Here is a 19,290-nt window from a genome sequence, read left to right on the forward strand (position 1 = left end):
CTCATCCATGCACCGCCCCGGCTCGGCTCAAGCCGCTCGCTTGGCGTAGACACCCTCTCCGTTCGACATATGCCCGAGACAGTCATATTCGCCGAACATGGCATCGAAACGGGATGCGATCTGCGACAGCCAGCGCTGTGCCCGCGGTGAGCGGGCCGTGCGCCAATCGGCGTCCCAATAGGCGCCGTCATCGCGTTCGACGATCCAGACGGCCACCAGCCCGCCGTAGACCGATACGCCAAAATCCGCATAGGCATTGCGCATGAGGATCCGGTCCTCCCGGCCGCGCCAGCCGTCATGCGGGATCAGCGACGGGAAGGCTCGGCCGGCCCGCTCGCACAGATCGTCACGCAGCCATTCATACTCGAATTCCCAGTCGTCCTCGGCTTCGACGTCGAGCACGGTGAAGGCGATAATTGCTCTGCTGGGATAGCTGACCGACCGGCCCATAGCAGCCTCCCTCAGGCTGCAAGCGCGTCGACGGACGCGTCGTCAAACTGTTCAGGCATGGCCCTCCCGCCGAGCTTCAGCAGCAGGCTCGCGGCTTCTTCGGCCTTGGCTGCAGCAGTCAGGATGGCGCGGTCATCGTCTTTCAGAAGCTTGAGCCAATGCTCGATATAGCTTGCGTGGCTGTCGAGGTGCGTGACAGGCAGCCCCAGCTCGGCGCCGAGCATGGCGCTCGAAAGTTCGGCGACAAGTTCCTCGGCGGCATAAGCTGCCGTTCCGAAACGGTTCTTGAGATCCCGTCCCAAGCGGCTGGTATGGCCGGTCCAGTGCGACAGTTCGTGGGCGAGCGTGGCGTAGTAGTGATCGAAACCGTTGAACAGGCTGGCCGGCGGCATCGTGACGCGATCCGCAGTCGGTTCATAATAAGCTTCGCAGCCTTGGTGGCGCAGGTTGACGGGGATGGCGGCGAAGAAGGCGTCGAGTTCGGCCTCGCGCCCTTCAGGCTCGACCAATTCCAGTGTAACCGCCGGATGGAAGCGCTCGGGCAGACCTTCCACCTGATCGGCGTTGAACACCGGATAGGCTTTCAGCACCCGGCGGGCCTCATCAGTCCTTTCGCCGGTATCGGGCGCTTCCACCTCTTTGGTGTAGCTCTTGTAGAAGATCGCGATGGTCGACTTCTCGCCCTTGCGAACCTGGGCTCCGAGCGATTTTGCCTGGTTGTAGGTCATCCAGAATGGCGAGGCGTAGCCGCACATGTCGGCGACCATCCAGAGCCAGAACACGTTCATGCCGCGGTACGGGATCCCGCAGGCCCGCAAGGGCCGGGAGACCGGGACACCGCGCCACGGCTTGATCCACGGCTTTGTGCCAGCTTCCAGACGGGCGATGATCTCCTGGGTGATACGGGCGGCGGGCGACAAGCCGCCGCCCTGCTCCTTGCGATAGGCCATCATGGTTCTCCTGATTGAGGCATCTGGACAATCGGCGACGGGTTCGCCGGTCAGTGCCACAGGGTCCCGAGCCCCCTCTGCTCTGCTCCCAAAAAGGAAGCGGCCCTCCGGCGTGAGCCGAAGGACCGCTTCTCTAGGTGCGAGTGGCCTTGCCTGTCAGGAGGAGGTCAGGCGGCCAGCTCGCGGGGGGTATGAATTTCGCCTTCGACACCAGGCGCAGCGTCGCTTGCGTCGATCTCGGCTTCGTCAGCCTCCGGGGCAGCGGAGGCAAACCGCATGACCTCGGGGACCCAGGCCAAGGCCTTTTCGCGGACCTCGACCTCGGTGATGTAGGTGCCGGCGAAGACGCGCTCGGCGCTCATCGCGAGGTCACCCTTCTTGACCGAGGCAAAGCGCGAAGAGAGTTCGAGACCGCCGACATCGGTCAGCGCATCGAGGATCACCTGCTTCGACACCCGGTCAAAGTAGTTGGCGGCTGTCGGGCGCCACCACTGCGCCATGTCGATGCCGATCAGGCTACCAAGGTGATCCTGGAACGGCAGTTGGCGCTCACCCGTCATGTTTAGGCTTGCCTCGAGCGACCGGGCAACGACAAAGCCAAGCCATGCGGCTCGGCTTTCATCGGGCAGCGCCCGAAACAGATCGAAGCGGGACGTTGCATCAGGCCCGGCGCGCCAGCTTTCGTCGAGACCAGACCTGAGCTCAGCAAGCGCGCTGCTCGCCGGCGCATCCTTGGCTTCGAAGCCGATGATCGGGCCTGCTGGAACAGGCGCGCGCAGCGTGGTCGAAGGGCGCGAGCGCCAGTCGTGGGTATCGGCATCGGCGAGGGTGAAGACCATGATGTCAAGCGCCAGCCCGGGATCGGATGCAACGTGAAGTGCCAGAACATCGCGGCGCTGCATCGCGAGTTCGTCGACCAGACGTTTCGACAAGGTGGTCCGGCGCCTGTCCGAACCTTCTTCGCCTGCAACGACTTCGATCCCGTCGTCGGCTTCGACGGGTTCAGCCTGACGCTCGCCGTAGAACACCGGCTGGAGAACCGGCGTGCCATCGCGGGAGAGCACCAGCACCATTCCTGCCTCGGCCTTGAGCTCGGGCGCGATAACCGGCGGTCGGGCACGGATTTCCTGACACTCACGTTCTATCCCCTGGATCGCCGCTTCGGCGGCTGCCACAGCCTCCTCGGCACTGTCCTCATCCTCGAGGATCGCCGCATGCTCGTCATAGGAGGCATCGAGTTCGTCGAGCCTCGCCAATTCTGCGTCGGTCAATGGCGCCGGTTCGGCAGGAAGCCGGACCAGCCCTTCGACCAGATCGTGGCTGGCATAGGGATCGAGCGTCGGCTTGACCCAGGCAAGACCCTGCTCGGCGGCGAGAGCTTTGGCCTGCTCTTCCATCTTCGCGGCGGCAAGGCTTTCGAGCAGCGCAACATCGACCCAGGATTCGCTGTCGTCGTCATCGAACAGTTCGCGCTCGATCCGGCCGCCGGCAGCGACGTAGGCATCGCGGCCGATAAGCCGTGCTCGCGGATCGCTGCCTCGGACAGTCCCGGAGAGGACCATGCGCCGGATGCTGTCGGGATTGGGGGCATAGTAGGCCGAGGACGCCTGCTCGAAGACGCGGGTCTGGATGTCCTGGTCCGAAGTTGCACCGAACGCTTTGGCAATGTCGAGGGTGATCTCGCCGGACGCGAGCGCCTCAAACACGACGGGCGCAAGCGTCGCAAGACGCAGCCGGCCATCGACGAAGCGGACGGTCAGGCCGAAGCGGCGTGCAACATCTTCGACAGTCGCACCGCCTGCCACGAGCGCCGCAAAAGCCTGGGCTTCATCGGCGGGGTTCATGGCGAGGCGATGGAAGTTCTCCGCGAGACTTGTCTCGACGGCCGCTTCAGCGCTGTCCTCGAGCACGAGGCACGTGACTTCGTGATCACGCGCGAGGATCTTGTCGTCCGCGAGCGCAAGCATCGCGCGGCGGCGGCGCTCGCCGGCTTCGACCTCGAATTTGCCCTTGGCGGCAGACCGGACGATGAGGTTTTGCAGCAGACCATGCGCAGCAATGCTGGCCTTAAGCTCGGCATCTGCTGCCGGATCACCGTGACGTCGAACATTACGGGGCGACTGAACGAGCTTGTTCAGTGGAATAGATTTGATCATGGGACACGCTCCTGATGTGAGCCCGGCACATCGACTATCGACGCCCAGTTGGCTCAATCACGGCAAAGCCCACTCCCCTCTAATGCGTTCTCATAGGATCTCTCGGTAGGCACGGACAATGACGAGTGGCGATGGTTGGGACTCCGATCATTCCATAGAGTGCCTGCAAACAGCTGTTTTTGTCAGAACCGGACGTTCCAGACCTGACCACACCGATAACCGGATATGAGCAACGCCAGCCAGAAGTGGTACGGGAGGCTTTGGGCAGCGATACCGGGCACTCACCACCACTTACAAAGGTCGCGATCGGATCGAGCGCGATTGGGCGACCGGTGGCCGAATGAAATCCCTCAGGCCGCGCTCGGGTCTGCCGGCAAGGCAGTCACGTTCTCCTCACCAAAAAGTTCACTCACCTTCGCGAGGGCTACCTCGCTCAACACCTGCGTGAAAAGGAGAGCCAACCTCCTCTTCGGACGCGAACATGCCACGTAAAACAGATTGCGGTTGCTCTCAAAGAAGGCGGCCTTGCCATCGGGAGGCCCAGGATCCATCCATTCCAGCATCTGGGCGAAGTTATACTTATTCCAGCCGCGGCCGACGATGACGAGGACGTTCTCGAACTCGGCACCCTTGACGCCATGCTTCGTCGCAAACGGTGTGTGGCCGTCGATGAAGGCGTCCACTGCGATGAGCTCCGCATAGGGCACATCGCGGAGCTTCCGCAACTGGGCCACTCGGCGCGGCTCGCCTTCAACCGGATTTGCCCCCACGGCGGCAAGCCGACCCTCGCGATCGAGGACAGCCTCGGGAACGCGCAAGGGCGTCTGCGCCCTCAGGAAATCAATTACCTGCCCAATCGTCCCCGTCTGCCTGAGCTCGATGAGCTTCTCGAAGGACTGCGACCAAGCCACCTTGTCCTGATGACGGCGGATGTTGGGTCGACCGGTGTCGAGACATCTAAACATCTCGCCGTAGTGCTGCACTTGGAATGCCGCGCACGCGGGTTCGACATGATCCGCGAGGAACTTGATGTGCGGATCCTCCTTCTTCAGCCACGCGTCGTTAAACTGGCCGTAGATTTGCTGGATCGTCGGATAGCCTTGCTCCCGTGCGAGGACGCTGTGGCTGAGCATCAGGATCTTCGTCCGCTCGACTGAGAAATCCCAGCCCTCACCGATGAGTCTGGCCTTAAGATGGTCGAAGTAGGCGCGGGCGGCCTCGGCGCTCGTATCGCCGGTCCAGTGCCCTCCCCCTTGGCCTGTGCGGCGTTGCCCCGGCCAAGCATTGGTATGGAAGACCCGCGCCTCGCCGGGCACGTCGGCGTCGCAGGGTATCTGCGGAAGCGCAGGCCTCATGCGGTTGAGCATCGAGACGATAGGCGCCGCCGACCGGAAATTGGCATTCTTGTCTATGACCTCAAGCGCAACGTGGTCAACCGCCCCGCATCCCTCGCCGTAGATCTTCTGCCAGTGATCGCCAAAGAGGCCCACGACGGGGCCGGTGCCTGTGTCGAGGAAGTACTGCTTTAAGGCGTCTACGAATCCGGCATCGGTGTCCTGATACTCATCGATCAGCAGAATCGGATAGCGCGCGGTCATCACTGCACGGAACTTGGGCCGTGCGAGAAGCGTGGTCATAAGCGTGAGCACGTCCTCGTGCCGCAGCGACACTTCCGTTTCGGTCACTCGAGGATAGCCGAGTTCATATTGTATGGTACGGACACCGATATCGGCGACATCCGCCTCGGCGAGCCTATCGGCCCATCCCCCGAGCGTCGGCACCAGTGCACGGATCTCTGGCTGGAAGTCCTGCAGCAGGGACCAGCAGAAGCCGTGGATCGTTTCTGGCCGGACCGCCGGATGCGCTTGGACGCGGGATGCGATCTCGTCCTTCGCGACGTTTGTGAAAGTGATGCAACCGATCTGCTGCCGATTGCGCAGGAGTTCGGTCCCGCGCAGGGCCAGAAGCCTACGGAGTGCCTTCTCCAGCGAGTAGGTCTTGCCCGCACCGGCGCCGGCCTCGAGACGGAAGCTGCGACCATCGTCGAAGCAAGTGAAGACGCGCTCCAACGCAGCGCGGCCAGCGGCGTCGGCTGGGCTCTCTCCATCAGCCATGGGCGGTCTTTCCTCCGTCGGCCACTTCTACCCCGATCACATCAGCGACCAACTCCTCCGCCACGGCTTCGGGCGGTAGAACCGGAGCGGGATTTCCTTCAGCGAGCCACCGTAGACCTTCGGCGATGTATCTGGGCGTCCTCCAATCCGTGGTCTCGATCGCGTGCTCCAAGGCGAAGCTAGACTTCTTCTGTTCGGCCGCATGCTCATAAGCGAGATTGGCCCGATCCCCCTCGCCAAGTTCGAACAGCTCCGGGTTGGCGAGGATGAACGCGTCCTCAAAACTGCGGGCGGAGGGTCCGTCATCGTCCTCAGGGATTTGATAGGCAAGACGCCTGCCGGCGCTGATCTTCTCGTCCGCCGTTTTCACCAAAAGCTGCGCTGGGGACACTTCAGGCGAAAACCACTCCCTTATGCACGCGTTGCTTGTGAATGTTCCTTGCGCCACGGGGACCGCCACACGCTTGTTACTGTCATTGGGAGCCACGGAGTCGATGTCGGTAATTATTAGTGTGCGCAACTCAAGGAAGTTGAGAAGGTCGTAGAACCGATGCGCATATGCACCACCTACCTCCATCACGGTCAGATATTGGCTGCTGAGCTGAGGCTGCCCGGCCGCCGCCTCATCAGTCTTGCGGATCATGGAAGGAAGCAAGATCCGCTCCGACGTGCCCTCAATCAGGATCGCCTTGTCGGCGAAGAATAGGTCACAGCGTGAGAGCGTGAGATACTGGTGAAGGAATTCGCGCACCGCGGGCTCGGCGCCCGCCATGCCCTGACGCAAGTCCTTCACGACCGAACGGCGCATTCCCTCGCCGTCCGGAATGGAGAGGAAGTAGCGCAGGCTCTCGAACCGCGCCTCGTTCGCCATGTGTGGGGAATGTGTTGTCACCACGAACTGGACTGGCCATGGCCGATCGGCGTTCAGCTGCGCGACGAACGCGGCCGCGACACGCTCGAGCTGTCGAATGAAGACCTCCTGCATCTGCGGATGGAGGTGCGCCTCAGGCTCCTCTATGAAGATGAGGTGGACGCCCGCTGATGTCGGACTTGCTTGATACTCCCGGAAGAAGCGCAGCAGCTGAAGGAGCATATAGACGAGATTCCTCGTCCCCAGTCCGTTGTAGGTCTCAGGCAACGTCATGCCGTTGACGCCCCGATACCTAACCCTTGTGTGGTCTTTGAGGAGCTTGTTCACGTCGAAGTTCGTCTCGGTCACGAGCCCAGGATCTGAAAGACCAGGGTATCCAAACAAATCGAACGTGGGCAGCAGCGAGGTCAGCCCAGAATTGAAGCGGTTGTGGACGTCGCCCTGAATGCCCTCCACCACGCCCTTAAGTTGCTCTGCGGTCGACCTCCTCTCGTGGTTGGTATCGTCCGTTAAAGCCGACTGAAACAGCACTTCTACAACTTTTCCGAGGACATCGCGTTCGCGGATGGTGTCGTCGTCGAGACCACGCTGCGCGTTGATGAAGCCACCTCCGATCAGCGTCGTGAGCAACTTGGTCTCGAGCAACTTGCGGTTGGTGGCGTCGTTAGGATCGACGGCCTCGAGCCTCGCCGTATATGCGGACGGGAGTCGTTGGCTTAGGTTCCGAAAGAAGCGGGAGCGATCGTCTACGGCGTCGTCAAGCGGCACTAGATGGTCGGCGAAGAATGCCTCGGCCGCCGTCGCTTTTGGGCCGAAACAAAACTCCAGGCGAGCCTCATGACAGTCATCGTTTAGGTCGATGATGCAGTTGCCGAGCGGTCCGAGATCCGGCGCATCAGTGTCGTATCCGATGTCGAGAACTACCCGGATCGACGGCAGTTGCTGTAGGATATGTGCGCCTTGGGGGTCGGCGCGGTAGGCTTGCAACGCCTGCCAAAAGCTTTCGTGACACCCCAGCGAGAAGTCCTCGAGCCGGAAAGCCATACTATCGCCAGAAAGAAGCCGTCGAAATAGCTCCGCAATCGACGTCTTACCGCTGTTGTTCCGCCCGACGATGAGCGTTGTACGTTGCTCAAACCCAACTTCTACATCTCGAAGAAGACGAAAGTTATCAATCTTGGTGCGCACTATATGCATTCTCATCCCCCTGCGCAGAGCTTTATCCGATAAATGGCCGCATATCGCCGGACAGTTGCCACCCATTTAATCAGTTCATTCTGCCTCTTGTTCATTTCCCGCATTGTTGCTCCCCAACTGACGGAAGCTTGGCCCTCACACGGCCTTTCTAGATTGAAGCGCTGATGGCAGATTCTTTAGATTATCTCTGATGCGCCGGGCGAGCACCCGAGAGTCTATGCCGGTCAATGTGCCCAGCTCCGTGAGACAGTCGTAGGCCTGCCATGGCATCAAAGGCAGGTCCCCGTCCCGCGCGAACGGCGCATCGGTCTCAGTGAGCAGGCGATCCAATGGCATCAAGGACGCAAGCTCGCGCCCCTTGCGGGACCTCAGCATCGCAGGTCCGATGGAGAACCAGCACCCCATGTCAATCGCACGGTCAAGTTCGCGAGCGGTGCCGCTAAACCAATGCAGTATCGGCACCCCGGCCCGCGGACGGCGTTCCAGGGCGTCGAGTACAAGGGTAGCGGCGCTCCGCGAATGGATCGTCATGATTCGTCCGCCTTGGTCTGAGCAGGCGTCGAGGATCCGGTCGAAGACCTCGCGCTGGATCCCCATCGCATCCCGGTGCGCGGGGCTGCCGTCTAGGCCTATCTCACCGACGTATCGCGCCTCGGGCAGAAGCCCACAAAGAAGCGCGACCTCAGCATGGCGCTGCGCTACCACCTCGGGATGCAGGCCGAGCGCCACCCGTACCCGCCTTCGGTCTCCGACCAGCTTCCTCGTTCCGCGCCACGCCTTAGGCGTCGTCGTGACGGCCAGCACATAGGTCCTGCGCGAATCGACCTCTTCTAGAATTTTGGCTGGGTCGGGATACAGGTCGATATGGCAATGGAAGTCGATCAAGGAATTCTCAGATTCGCGTGTAGGGCGGCGAGTTCCGCAATGCCATTCTGCACGACCTGCCGATAGGGGGCGGGATTGCCAAGCAACTGCCGATTCATCGAGCCACCGATGAGCGCGTCCAATCCCTGCAGGCGGACGGTCTCAATTGCGATCGCCACGGATCGCACATCGTCGAAGCGTGCGTGGCGCACATCATTTTGACCCAGCGGTCCGTATTTGTATCCCCCGTGTGTGGTGTCCGGACGTCCCCAGGCGAGATATGCTCCGCGCCGGACCTGGCATGGTACGCAGCGCCCGCAGTGCTGAAAGCCAGTGCGCGAATATCGTCCGCAACTCGTCGAATGGTCGACCAGTTGCGCAAGCAAGGCCTGGTCGGTGCACCCCCGCAGCATCTCGCCTTTGGTTTGATGTTCGTAGGGGTTGTTGATCCGTATGCGCAGCCCGGCATCCTCGAGCGTCTCCTGAATGAGGCGCAGAAAGAATGGATGCGTTGTGCGGGTGCTAAGGGATCCGGTGCGCAACGGGGTCAGCGGAACATTCTGGCTGATGAAGCCGTTCTCCGGAACGCGCAGTTCGACGCCGCTGCCGTCCGCGTGTCGTTGAAGACAGCTGGCAGCAAGGACGCCGAAGCCGAGGAAGGCGATCGATCTGGCCCGCTGCGACCGTTCGGACGCATAAGGTGGCCGGGCATGATGGTTAAGCTGCAGGTGGCGGCTACCGGGCGCAATGTTAAGAGCGAACAGTTTCTGGTCCTTGGTGTCGCCCTTCGCCATCTGACTGACCAGCAGCGGGTTTAGGCCCGCGCCGACCACATCAATCGCACCAATGAGGCTGTCCATGCCGCCGGAGAGCAGGCAGACCATATCCTCGGGACGCGGACGGGCTCCGGTCCGCGGGGTGGGTGCGCCACCGCCACCGATGAACAGGATCTCCCAGATGTCTCCGGACAGGAAGCGCAGGGCCTGCGTGAGGCGGGTAGCCTGTGTGTTCCAAAAGTCGGGCGCCGCGACGGCTACAGTCAGCTCGATCTGACGCGTCCATCCGTCGGGGCTTCGCGCGCGAGAGACTGCCTCGTCAGCCGCAACGACGGCCATCGCGAACGAGGCGAAGTCCCATGCCTGCCCGGACGGGGCGAGGCCGAGCTTTCTTAGGCGACGTGGGACGAGATCGCCGACGCGGCCGCGACCGCTGATCCGAGAGTTGGCGTAGATGTCGAACCGCGTGTCCGTGCCCGGAATGTCGGGCAGGTCCTGGGGAAGACAGGCGATCCTCGTCACAGTCCACCCTCCTCCTCAAAGACTTCGAACGCCTGCTGAATGGCGTCGCGGGATATTCGGTCGATCACCGCACGACCGATGGCACCGTTGGCCGCGCGCTCCGCCGCATACTGGGCAGCCACGACCTCACGAACATAGTCCTTCATCTCCTGCAGGCGTTCTAGGCCCTCGCCCTTGGTCGGGGCCTTGTCGATGATGGACCTGCCGACATCGAGCTCGATTCGATGAGCAACGTCGTAGCCGAGCGTGGCTGCTGTCACCTGGTCCACTTGGGCAGGTGACAGGTTAGTGAGATCGTTATTCTGGGTGAGGATGTCAGAAAGCGCGCGGGCGGCCGAATCGCGTGTGGCCTCGGCGTCCTGGGTCCCATCGATCGGCTTTATCGCGTCGACCAGGACGTCTGCGATGTCAGCCGGCGTTAGCCCCGCCAGAGCCAGCGGGTCAATTCCGAGTTCCGGTGGAAGCGGCTGGCCGCTCGCCAGCGAAGTCAGCGCGTCGTGGAGGGAGCTGGCGGCGCTGGCCGATCCGCCCATCCTGCGGGCGGCGTTGCGACTACCCCCCATTCCACTACGCGAATAGTGGCTGAGACCGCGACGCAGGTGCCGCGCGCGGTCGGCACCGCCGCCGGCGAATTTGCCAAGGGAGGTCCGGACGCCCCGCCATCGGCCGGGCGTGGAAGGGATGGCAGGCAGCTGAAGGGGGACCTGTAGCGGCTGATGTTGAGATGGCTGAGGTTGCGGCTGCCCCGGAGACGTCGGCTGCGAACCCGGCGAAGGGGCTGGCCCCGGAGAAACCTGAGGAGGTTGCTGCGGACGGGGCGTCGCCGGCGGATTGTCGACCCAAGGGGGGACGATAGGAACGTCCGGTCCCGATCCTGGGCCGCGACTCGATGCTGAGGTTCCCATCAGTTCGTCTTTCCGGCGGCTGCGATTGCTTTGCGCGTTTGAGTGGTGAGGTCTCCGCGGGCGAGGAAGCTTGTCAGCACACGCCGGCCCCAATCCGTCTGACTCAGGCGCGGGACGATGCCCGCCTTGATCTGGTTTGATGGCACCTCACTGAGAAAGGCGACCACCGAAGCCTCCGCGACAGGTGACGCGCCGGCCAGCGACTGCATGGCATTCAGGATCGTCGGCGTTCCCCAGGCTGTCTCCTGTTTCGCCTTGGACAGTATCTTATCTGTGATGCGGCCGATCTCTGGATTGGTGAGGCGAGCGACCTCGGCGTCGACGGTCGAGCTGGACGAGTTCATGCGCAACAGCATGTCGAGCACCTCGATCGCGTCAGACGACAGCTCGTCCGCGCGCGAGATGATGGGATGGCTCTCGCGTCCCACATAAAGGGCGCCACGCAGGTCACGACCCGCAAGGGCGGGATCGAGCGAGAGCCAGTTGGCATGGAAGGCGTCGTTCCACGGCTTCTCAAGAGGCGGCTTCGTCTCGTCGCCGCGGCTCCGCGCCTCCATGTCTGCGAGGAACTCCGCGTACCCGTCCTCGGATTCGTTCACCGCGCGCAGCATCTCGGCATAGGCGTCCTTATCGCCACAGCGTTCGAAGAGCAGCAGCTTGACGAGCACCTCTTCGTCCACAGTGACCTTCTGAATGCGCGCCATGGATGTTCGCATGGAAAGCGTGTTTAGGAAGCGCTTGATCAGACGGGGGTTGCCCCGAACGTTCGGCGAAGTGGTGAGGATCGGCGCGATGCGCTCGGCGAGCGCCAGCCTGTTGAGAAGGCCCGAAGGACAGTTAGGGACAAGCCCGGACACGAAGGCCTTATCGACGCGCCCGCCCTTCCACGTCTCGCCGAGGCGTAGGCAGACCGCGAGGCGGATAGCCTCCTTCTGTCCGGCGTCGAGCGAGGCCTCGTTGTCGATGAATAGCATCATGAGATAAGCGCGGACCTCATGCGTTCCAAGCGGAGGTACGCGGATGGGCAACTGGATTAGTTTGTCGAAATAGTTGGTCACCAGATCGTCGTTGAGCGCCACGTCGTCGAAGTGTGTCCGCACGGCCTGACGGATCATGCCCTCGTCCGCAGCGATGACGAAGGCGGTGTGCTTGAGGAAGAGGAAGAGTCGCATCGCCTCAAGCGTCGCGATCGCCGTCTTGGGAAGGCAGCGGTCCAGATCGTCGATCAGGACCACAAGCGTGATGTTGAGTTCGGCGAGCGTAGCCTCGAGATCGTCCCGGAAGGCCTGAATCGCCTTGCGGGGAGTTTCCGTCTCAGCCGTCCCCGCCTCAGCCTTCTCCTCCGGCTTCTCCTCGTCGAGGAACTCCTCGCCCTTCTTCATGCCATCGACGGCCAGCTCCTTCACCTTCTTGAGGTCGTCGCCGGTCACGTCGCCGTCGAACAGGCCACCCATGGTGGCCATTCCACCTGCCACCCACGGCATGATCTGTCCCTGGGTCACATAGTCAAAGAGCGCGGAGCCGGCGATGCCGAGCAGACGCAGCTTCTTCACGCGACCGAACAGACTAGCCGCCCGCTTGCGCGCCGCAGCGGATAGCGTTTCCTTCTTCTCAACCGCCTGTTCGACGACCGTTGCCGTAATCGTCTCCATGAGGGCGGCACGGGCGTCATCGTAGCTCTGGTAGAGCCACGCGTTAAACTCAACGAAGCGTATGTCGACGCCTTCCCGCGCTTCGAGCGATGTGCGCAGGAGCTTCATCATCGAGGATTTTCCGACGCCCCAGTCTCCGGAAATTCCAAGAGAAATGGGCTCTCCCTTGGCACCGACTATACGCTCGGCAGCAATTTCGGCGACATGTGAGAAATTTACTAGGTCACGTAACGTTTCGTTGTCAGACCACATCGAACAAAATTCCCCCGCCGTTCAATCTAATGCTTCCATCTGTATGAGTTGAGGTCAAGAAAACTTGAACGCCGAGAGTGCCTGCCCTGCGCGTGGCAGTGGCTCTGCTGACGCACTGCCACTGAGATTATCGCACCGGGGTTGAGCGCAACTACTACTACGTCAACTGATCCGTGCTGGTCGGGCAGATGACCAGTCATCCGCCTAGTCCCAGCGACCGTGCACTCAGTTCGGCAATGAGACAGTACTTGGCCGTGTACACCGATTTTCAACGATCAAGCGGGATTCGCAGGCAAATCGACGATACGGAAAACCGCCCCCGATCCGGCATCACGCACGAGGTCAACCCGCGCGCCATCCCAGTGATAGTCGAGGTGCCGCCCCTGTAGGGGGTTCGACGCGCAGTCTGGGTAGAAGAGCGCGACGCATTCCCCACTGGGATGCCGGATGCTGGAGTAGGCAATCCCGTCCGATCCCGCACCCCTAAGGTGCCGCGCGAGCGCTTGGGAGGCGGTGTAGCTGTCAGGATCGAGCGCTGGATCCAGCTCCCCCGCCGGAGTTCGGAGATCATGCAGGTCTGCAGCGACCGTCATCACGACTTCCCTGAACTGCGAGGACCAGCCAGGCGATTCCTTGGTTCGCGCCATGAAGCGGGCATGGTGGTGGATCGTCTCGAACAGTGCAGTTTCGAACCGGTCGCCAACGTAGAGCACGCCGTAGCTGCCATCGGTGAAGCGGCTCGGCCGGTCAATGCTGACATGGGTGAACGGCGCCATGAGGTAGGAGGCTCCGTTTCCGCCGACGCGTCGGTTGATCGGTACCAGGTCGAGATTGCCAATCGTCGCCATAATGCGTGGATTGGTCTTCTGCTCGGCCGAGATCAGCAGCGGCCAGTCCGCGGGATCGGCGACGTCCTCGAACAGGTCGATCGGCGGAAAGGCGCTGCGGATGATCCTGACAGCGCCCTTCCACTCAACTCTAGAAACGGGGATTTCTGCTGTTTCGCTCACCAGCCACCGCGCTCGGCGTCGAGGTAGCGACGCACCCGCATGATGTCGGTAAGCTCGCCTCCCAGCATCACGTCGAGCGCACTGGCTCCGCCAAACGCTTCATTCGCTGCCTTGATCCAAGTGTACCCGCGGGTCGCCTCCGAGAAGATGATGCGAAGCGCCTTGTGGATCCCCATGAGGTTGGAAAGACGCGCGCGCCCATCACGCGAGATGCGCCCCGGGCCTTCTGCCTTCCATCGGCGATAGGAGCGCACTGGCATGTCGAGCAGCGTTGCAGCCTGCTCGTCGGTCAACTCCCATTTGCCGAACAGATTGAGGACTGCCCGGAACATGGCAGCTGCCTCGTCCTGCGTAATCGGATCGGGACGGAAGGCGGTAACGGCAGTATCAACGGGTTGCAGAGCCAACATGGCAGTTCTCCATATGGCAGCACATATTCAAGATAATGCCATTTGGCAAGTAACTATGCCGATGATGCCAATCTAGCAATCACGCCCGCCGCGCCCTCGATCGGCACGAAGAGCCGGGTCTGATAGCGGATGATCTCGGTGAAGCAGCCTTGGGCTTTGTACCAGTCGAGGCGGGCTACGCTCCAACCGGTGAGCTCAATTCGCTGTGAGCCGTTGACCAGGCTGCGCTTGACCATGAGCTGCTCGCGTCCCGCAAATTCCACAGCCCGGCCAGTAGCTAGAACGGTCTGCACGATTTCATCGGAGGACAGCGTCAGCTCGCGTTCCAGACCCAGCGCTCGGCACAGTTCGGGCACGCAGTGGACGGGAACCTCCCGGCCGAGGAGCGAACGGCCATCCGCCGCCGAGATGCGGCTCACCCTCACGAAATCCGAAGGGAGCTTGTCCCAGACCGGAAGCAGGAGGCCAGTCGCAAGATAGAGGCGCTCGCGTTTGTGGCTGGAACGGGCTTCTTTGACCTCGGTCGCCCAGGAATTTCGAAAATCGTCGAGGGAGACATCCTCCCAGCTGCTCTCCGCCAGCTGATCTTCGGTGATATGGCTGCGCTTGAGGGGACGCAGCAATTCGAAGCGGGCCACGCGCGTACCGTCATCGGAGAGAATACTGCGCGCGGGGACCAGCAGGGCGACCCGAGCAGAGCGGGCGTTACGAACCGGCCGCTGCCCGGCAAGCCCGTGAAGCTCCTCGAGCCGCTTCAGTGTGAGCGGCTTCAGGGCCCTGGCGATTTCCAGTTCCAGTAGGTGGGTGGTTGCGCCTGAGGCCGGGTCTGTGCGCAGCAGCGTGTCGGACAGGATCGTGAAGTCCTCGACTGCGACGGTCTCAAGGCCCAGATCGAGTGTACCGGCCTGCCTGGCGGCATCGATGCGCGCTTCGACCAGCCCTATGAACTCGTCGAAGATCGCGTTTTGCAGCGCTATAGGTAGCGCCAGGATGCGATTGAGCCACCGCTGGATCGGGGGCAGGTCATCGACCATTGAACCATCGGGCGCTTCGCCCCGGAGACCTGTCAGTTCCTGAAAGCGCCCGAGACTGACGGCTTCAAGCTTGCCGGTGAACAACAGGCCGAACCAGCGGTGGAGCGCCTCCTTGGCGTAGATGCTTTCAAGATTGTCGGCCGGATCGAAGAGGTTCTGCCCGCCAGTCTGGCGCTGCCCGCGCGTCAGAGCGCCCAGGCTGTCGAGGCGCCGCGCGATCGTAGAGATGAAGCGGCGTTCGCCGCGCACGTCGGTCGTTACGGGCCTGAACAGCGGAGCCGATGCCTGGTTAGTGCGATTGGTCCGGCCAAGCCCCTGGATTGCGGCATCAGCCCGCCAGCCCGGTTCGAGCAGGAAGTGGACACGGCGCGCCTGGTTCTTCGCGGCCAGATCGGCATGGTAGCTGCGCCCCGTTCCTCCGGCATCGGAGAACACCAGGATGCGCTTGGCGCCTTCCATGAAGGCCTGCGTTTCCGCGACGTTGGCGCGTGGCGAGCGGGATTGGAGTTTCTGGCGACCATCGCGGCCGACGATGAGCCGACGCGTCCGGCCAGTGACTTCCGCCACCTGGTCGACCCCGAAGCGTTCGATGATGGCATCGAGGGCAGTGGCAATCGGCGGCAAGGCGCAGAGCTGCTCGATCATCCGGTCGCGCGCGGCCAGCGCGGAGCGGCAAAGCACGGGTGCGCCGTGCTCGTCACTCATCGGCTCGGACCGAGGGTTGCCGCTTTCGTCGGTGAACACCGCCATCAGGCGGACGGGGAAGCTCTTGGCGAGATAGTCGATCACGTATTCCCGCGGGGAGAGGTCGATCTCGAGAGCTTCGCGCTCCTCGTCCGACAGTTCGGCGAGCCGCCGGTCGAGCATGGCCTCGGCCGTCGAGACCAGTTGCACGACCACGGCCTGCCCTTCGGCAATGGCCGTATCGATCGCGGGCAGCAGGCTCGGCAGCTTCATCGAGAGAAGCAGCTGCGCGAAGAAGCGCTGCTTGGTTCCCTCGAAGATCGACAGCGCTGCGGACTTGGCACCGGAGTTGAGCGTTCCCCCGGTCTCGCTGTCGACGATCCGCGTGGCTTCTAGCGCTTCGCGCAGGTTGGCGTGGATGATCGCCCAGGCTTCGGCATAGGCATCGTAGACCGCGATCTGATCCTCGGTCAGGCAATGCTCGAGGATCTCATACTCGACACCGGCGAACGAAAGGGCTCGGGCTGTGTAGAGGCCGAGCGATTTGAGATCCCGCGCGACCAGTTCCATAGCTGCGATGCCGCCGTCGCGAATTTCGGCAACGAAGGCCTCGCGATTGGCAAAGGCGGTCTCCGGCCCCCAGAGCCCGAGGCGCGTGGCATAAGCCAGGTTGTTCACGTCGGACGCGCCGGTGGCCGAGGCGTAGAGCACCCTTGCCCGGGGCAGGAGGTTCTGCAGGCGCACCCCGGCAATACCCTGCTCCGATCCTTTGACCTTGCCCCGTGATCCTTCGCCGCCGGCGGCGTTGGCCATGGCGTGCGCTTCGTCGAACACGATCACGCCGTCGAAATTGTCACCGGCCCAGGCGAGGATCTGATCCAACCGCGTTGCGTCGCTCCGGCCTGAACGCAGGGTCGGATAGGTGACGAAGAGAATGCCGTCGCGCATCGCGATGGGGGAGCCCAGCTTCCAGGACGCCAGCGGCTGGATGTCGATCGGGAGACCACCAAGGGCGGCCCAGTCGCGCCGGGCATCTTCCAGCAGAGCCTCGTTCTTTGAAATCCAGATATGGCGGCGTTCGCCGCGCACCCAGCGATCGAGAATGACACTCGCAACTTGGCGTCCTTTACCAGCGCCGGTGCCGTCCCCGAGGAAATAGCCCTGCCGGTACACCTGACCTTCCGCCGATGCCGTGAGCGAACAGCCCTTGTCCTCGGGTTCAAACCGGCCGGGAAGATCGCGGGCGTGAGCGCTGGCGGCGTAGATCAGGGTCTCTGCCTGGGCGGCCGACAGCAGTCCCTTGGCGATAAGCCCGTCAGGCAGCTGCGGCACTGTGTCGGGCTTGGGTGCCGAGATCGACCCCATGGCGACGGATTCGACGAGCGGCGTCGGATGCCCGGCCGCGCCATCGATAACGATCCTGCTCGGGCGGTAGGGCAGATAATGGCCGACCTGAGGAGCAAGTGGCGCAGGGGTTTCAAGCGCCTGATAGGTGAGTGACGCGATGGCGGAGGTTGGGGGCGTGATCCTGGCTGGTGTCAGCAGCGGCCTGCGCGGCGCGGCCACCAGGCGGAACGGCGCACGAAGCGGGAGGCGCGATTGCTCGGGATCAGCCTCCAGGCCGGCGCGTGCCGACAAGGCGTCGACAAGATCGGCCAGCTGGCGAAATTCGTTCGTGCGGATAGCGACGGGCTCGTTGGCGCTTTCCGCCTTGTCGAGAACCAGCAGCCGCGTGGTGATCCCGGTGCCATGCTTGACGAACGCACGTTCGACCGCGGCATTGAGCCGCAACGACACTGGCCCTTTTGTCTTGGCCAGAAACTGCGCGCAGTCGAACCATTCAGGCATGATCGCGACAAGCCTTCCGCCGGGAGCAAGGCGGCTCCAGGCCGATCGTAGATGCCTCGCCCCGGTGCGGCCATCGTGGCCCCGCCCGATGCCGTGAGAATAGGGAGGGTTCATGAGCACGGCGCTTGGGACGATGGCCGGATCGAGCAATTCGTCGATCAGCTCGGCATCATGTCCGGTCACGCGGGCAGCCGGGAACGCCACAGTCAGGCAGTCGCGGCGCAGCGGTGAAATTTCGTTCAGGACTAGGTGGGTGCCGGCTTTGGCGGCCCAGACCGCAAGCATCCCCGTTCCGGCCGAGGGTTCGAGCACGAGCTCGTCGGTACCCAGCGAGCAAGCCCGTGCGGCGAGCCAGGCAAGCCGCGGCGGCGTTGCAAACTGCTGCCATTCGATCTGCTCGTCGCTGCGATTGGTCTGGGTCGGAACTCGGGCATCGAGACCGCAGAAGAACTGTTCCGCCTCGTCGATCGGGCTCGTGAGCTGGATTTGATCTGATGCTTGCAGGTGTTGAATCTGCGCCAACTCGAGCGCAGCGTGAGCATCACGAACTGACCAAGCCCCAACAGCATCGCTTCCGCCGAAGTGGTCCGTCATGATGCGGTTGATGTCGCTGCGCGAAAGCGCGCTGCCTGCTGCCAATTGCAACGCCATTGCTTTGGCTGCCGTCACGACGAGCGGCGGAGATGGTGGATCGAACGCGAAGGCGAGGGAAGAGTTGGACATGGGAAACCTCCTGACGAGGTCCTGCGTCTCGCAGGCCTCAATCAGCCGAAGGCCCCCTCCCCTTTGGCTCGCTGATCAGGTTTTCCGAGCAAGCCTCGCCTTGAGTTCATCGTTCCAGTCGAAACCGGTCGATGCTGGCGCTCGCGAGCGGATCACACGGCCCGGCGCAGAATATGCCTTGAGAGCGCGGCTCTCAGCGAGCTCGCCACCTGCATCATTGTCGATGAACAAGTGGAGCTCGCGCACACTCTCTGGAATCGCGACGAGGCCGAACCGCTCGTTACCAAGCGTTGCCCAACAAGGGACGCCAAACATTTGCGTGGCTGACAGGGCGCTTTCGATACCTTCGGCAAGGCCCAACCGGCCTGCTGCTGGCAGGGCCAGTCTGACAGCACCACAGGCAAGGCTTCCCAGCGCACGCTTGGGCCGATCGAAACCGGCGAGCTTTGCGTTCGGCGCGTCGAGAAATGTCCTGTGGATCGCGATTATCCCAATGTCAGTCGTGACCGCCGCCAACATGGCCGGCAGGAATTGGACAGCCCCGCGCGGCCCGAGGGGCGTTCGCTCGAGATAGCGAAGCTGATCTGAGGCACGCGAAATCCCGCGCTGCGCAAGGTATCCTTCGGCAGGGCTGCCGAAGATCGCCGTCGCCGAGTGCCACAAACGCCGCGCATTGGGATTGAAGGCTCTTTTTTCCTGTCGATCAGCGGCCACGGCACCAGAGCCATCAAACAGATCACGGCTGCGAACACCTCGGCGGTCAAGTGCCGCTATGACTTCCTCGTTCAAGCATCCCGCGAAGCAATGAAACAGGATCGCCTTTCGTCCCAATGTCACGCTCAGTGAGGGAGTTCGGTCGTCATGCGCGGGGC

The 19,290-nt window shown here is 62.6% G+C and carries 13 protein-coding genes; all 13 read right to left on the reverse strand.

The window, feature by feature from the left end:
* Window positions 1-27: 27 nt before the first annotated feature.
* The gene (locus I2488_RS14420) at window positions 28-450 is read right to left on the reverse strand and encodes a hypothetical protein (RefSeq protein WP_196276518.1); all 423 of its coding nucleotides are present in this window, start codon (window positions 448-450) and stop codon (window positions 28-30) included.
* An 11-nt stretch (window positions 451-461) separates the two neighbouring features.
* Window positions 462-1,400: an ArdC family protein gene (locus tag I2488_RS14425; protein ID WP_196276519.1), complete on the reverse strand. Its 939-nt coding sequence runs from the start codon at window positions 1,398-1,400 to the stop codon at window positions 462-464.
* A gap of 167 nt (window positions 1,401-1,567) precedes the next feature.
* Window positions 1,568-3,556 (reverse strand): ParB/RepB/Spo0J family partition protein, encoded by a 1,989-nt coding sequence (locus I2488_RS14430; protein ID WP_196276520.1) that lies wholly within the window; start codon window positions 3,554-3,556, stop codon window positions 1,568-1,570.
* A gap of 350 nt (window positions 3,557-3,906) precedes the next feature.
* The gene (locus I2488_RS14435; RefSeq protein WP_196276521.1) at window positions 3,907-5,670 is read right to left on the reverse strand and encodes a UvrD-helicase domain-containing protein; all 1,764 of its coding nucleotides are present in this window, start codon (window positions 5,668-5,670) and stop codon (window positions 3,907-3,909) included.
* The gene (locus I2488_RS14440) at window positions 5,663-7,744 is read right to left on the reverse strand and encodes an ATP-dependent nuclease (RefSeq protein ID WP_343071080.1); all 2,082 of its coding nucleotides are present in this window, start codon (window positions 7,742-7,744) and stop codon (window positions 5,663-5,665) included. Before I2488_RS14440 ends, I2488_RS14435 begins: the two co-directional genes overlap by 8 nt.
* Window positions 7,745-7,873: 129 nt before the next feature.
* The gene (gene qatD / locus I2488_RS14445; RefSeq protein ID WP_196276523.1) at window positions 7,874-8,623 is read right to left on the reverse strand and encodes a Qat anti-phage system TatD family nuclease QatD; all 750 of its coding nucleotides are present in this window, start codon (window positions 8,621-8,623) and stop codon (window positions 7,874-7,876) included.
* The gene (gene qatC, locus I2488_RS14450) at window positions 8,620-9,900 is read right to left on the reverse strand and encodes a Qat anti-phage system QueC-like protein QatC (protein WP_196276524.1); all 1,281 of its coding nucleotides are present in this window, start codon (window positions 9,898-9,900) and stop codon (window positions 8,620-8,622) included. Before qatC ends, qatD begins: the two co-directional genes overlap by 4 nt.
* On the reverse strand, window positions 9,897-10,805 hold the full coding sequence (gene qatB / locus I2488_RS19815) for a Qat anti-phage system associated protein QatB (RefSeq protein WP_343071077.1): 909 nt from the start codon (window positions 10,803-10,805) through the stop codon (window positions 9,897-9,899). Before qatB ends, qatC begins: the two co-directional genes overlap by 4 nt.
* Entirely contained in the window at window positions 10,805-12,709 is a 1,905-nt protein-coding gene (locus I2488_RS14460) for a KAP family P-loop NTPase fold protein (protein ID WP_196276526.1), read from the reverse strand. The genes qatB and I2488_RS14460 overlap by 1 nt, the downstream gene beginning before the upstream one ends.
* Before the next feature lie 275 nt (window positions 12,710-12,984).
* Window positions 12,985-13,719, reverse strand: a complete 735-nt coding sequence (locus I2488_RS14465) for an RES domain-containing protein (RefSeq protein ID WP_196276527.1) — start codon at window positions 13,717-13,719, stop codon at window positions 12,985-12,987.
* Window positions 13,716-14,129: an MbcA/ParS/Xre antitoxin family protein gene (locus I2488_RS14470; protein WP_196276528.1), complete on the reverse strand. Its 414-nt coding sequence runs from the start codon at window positions 14,127-14,129 to the stop codon at window positions 13,716-13,718. The genes I2488_RS14465 and I2488_RS14470 overlap by 4 nt, the downstream gene beginning before the upstream one ends.
* 53 nt (window positions 14,130-14,182) lie before the next feature.
* Window positions 14,183-18,418, reverse strand: a complete 4,236-nt coding sequence (locus I2488_RS14475; RefSeq protein WP_196276529.1) for a strawberry notch-like NTP hydrolase domain-containing protein — start codon at window positions 18,416-18,418, stop codon at window positions 14,183-14,185.
* Between the two features lie 75 nt (window positions 18,419-18,493).
* Entirely contained in the window at window positions 18,494-19,207 is a 714-nt protein-coding gene (locus tag I2488_RS14480) for a DUF7146 domain-containing protein (RefSeq protein WP_425492413.1), read from the reverse strand.
* Window positions 19,208-19,290: the final 83 nt, after the last annotated feature.

This window comes from Novosphingobium jiangmenense, assembly GCF_015694345.1.
Taxonomy (GTDB): domain Bacteria; phylum Pseudomonadota; class Alphaproteobacteria; order Sphingomonadales; family Sphingomonadaceae; genus Novosphingobium; species Novosphingobium jiangmenense.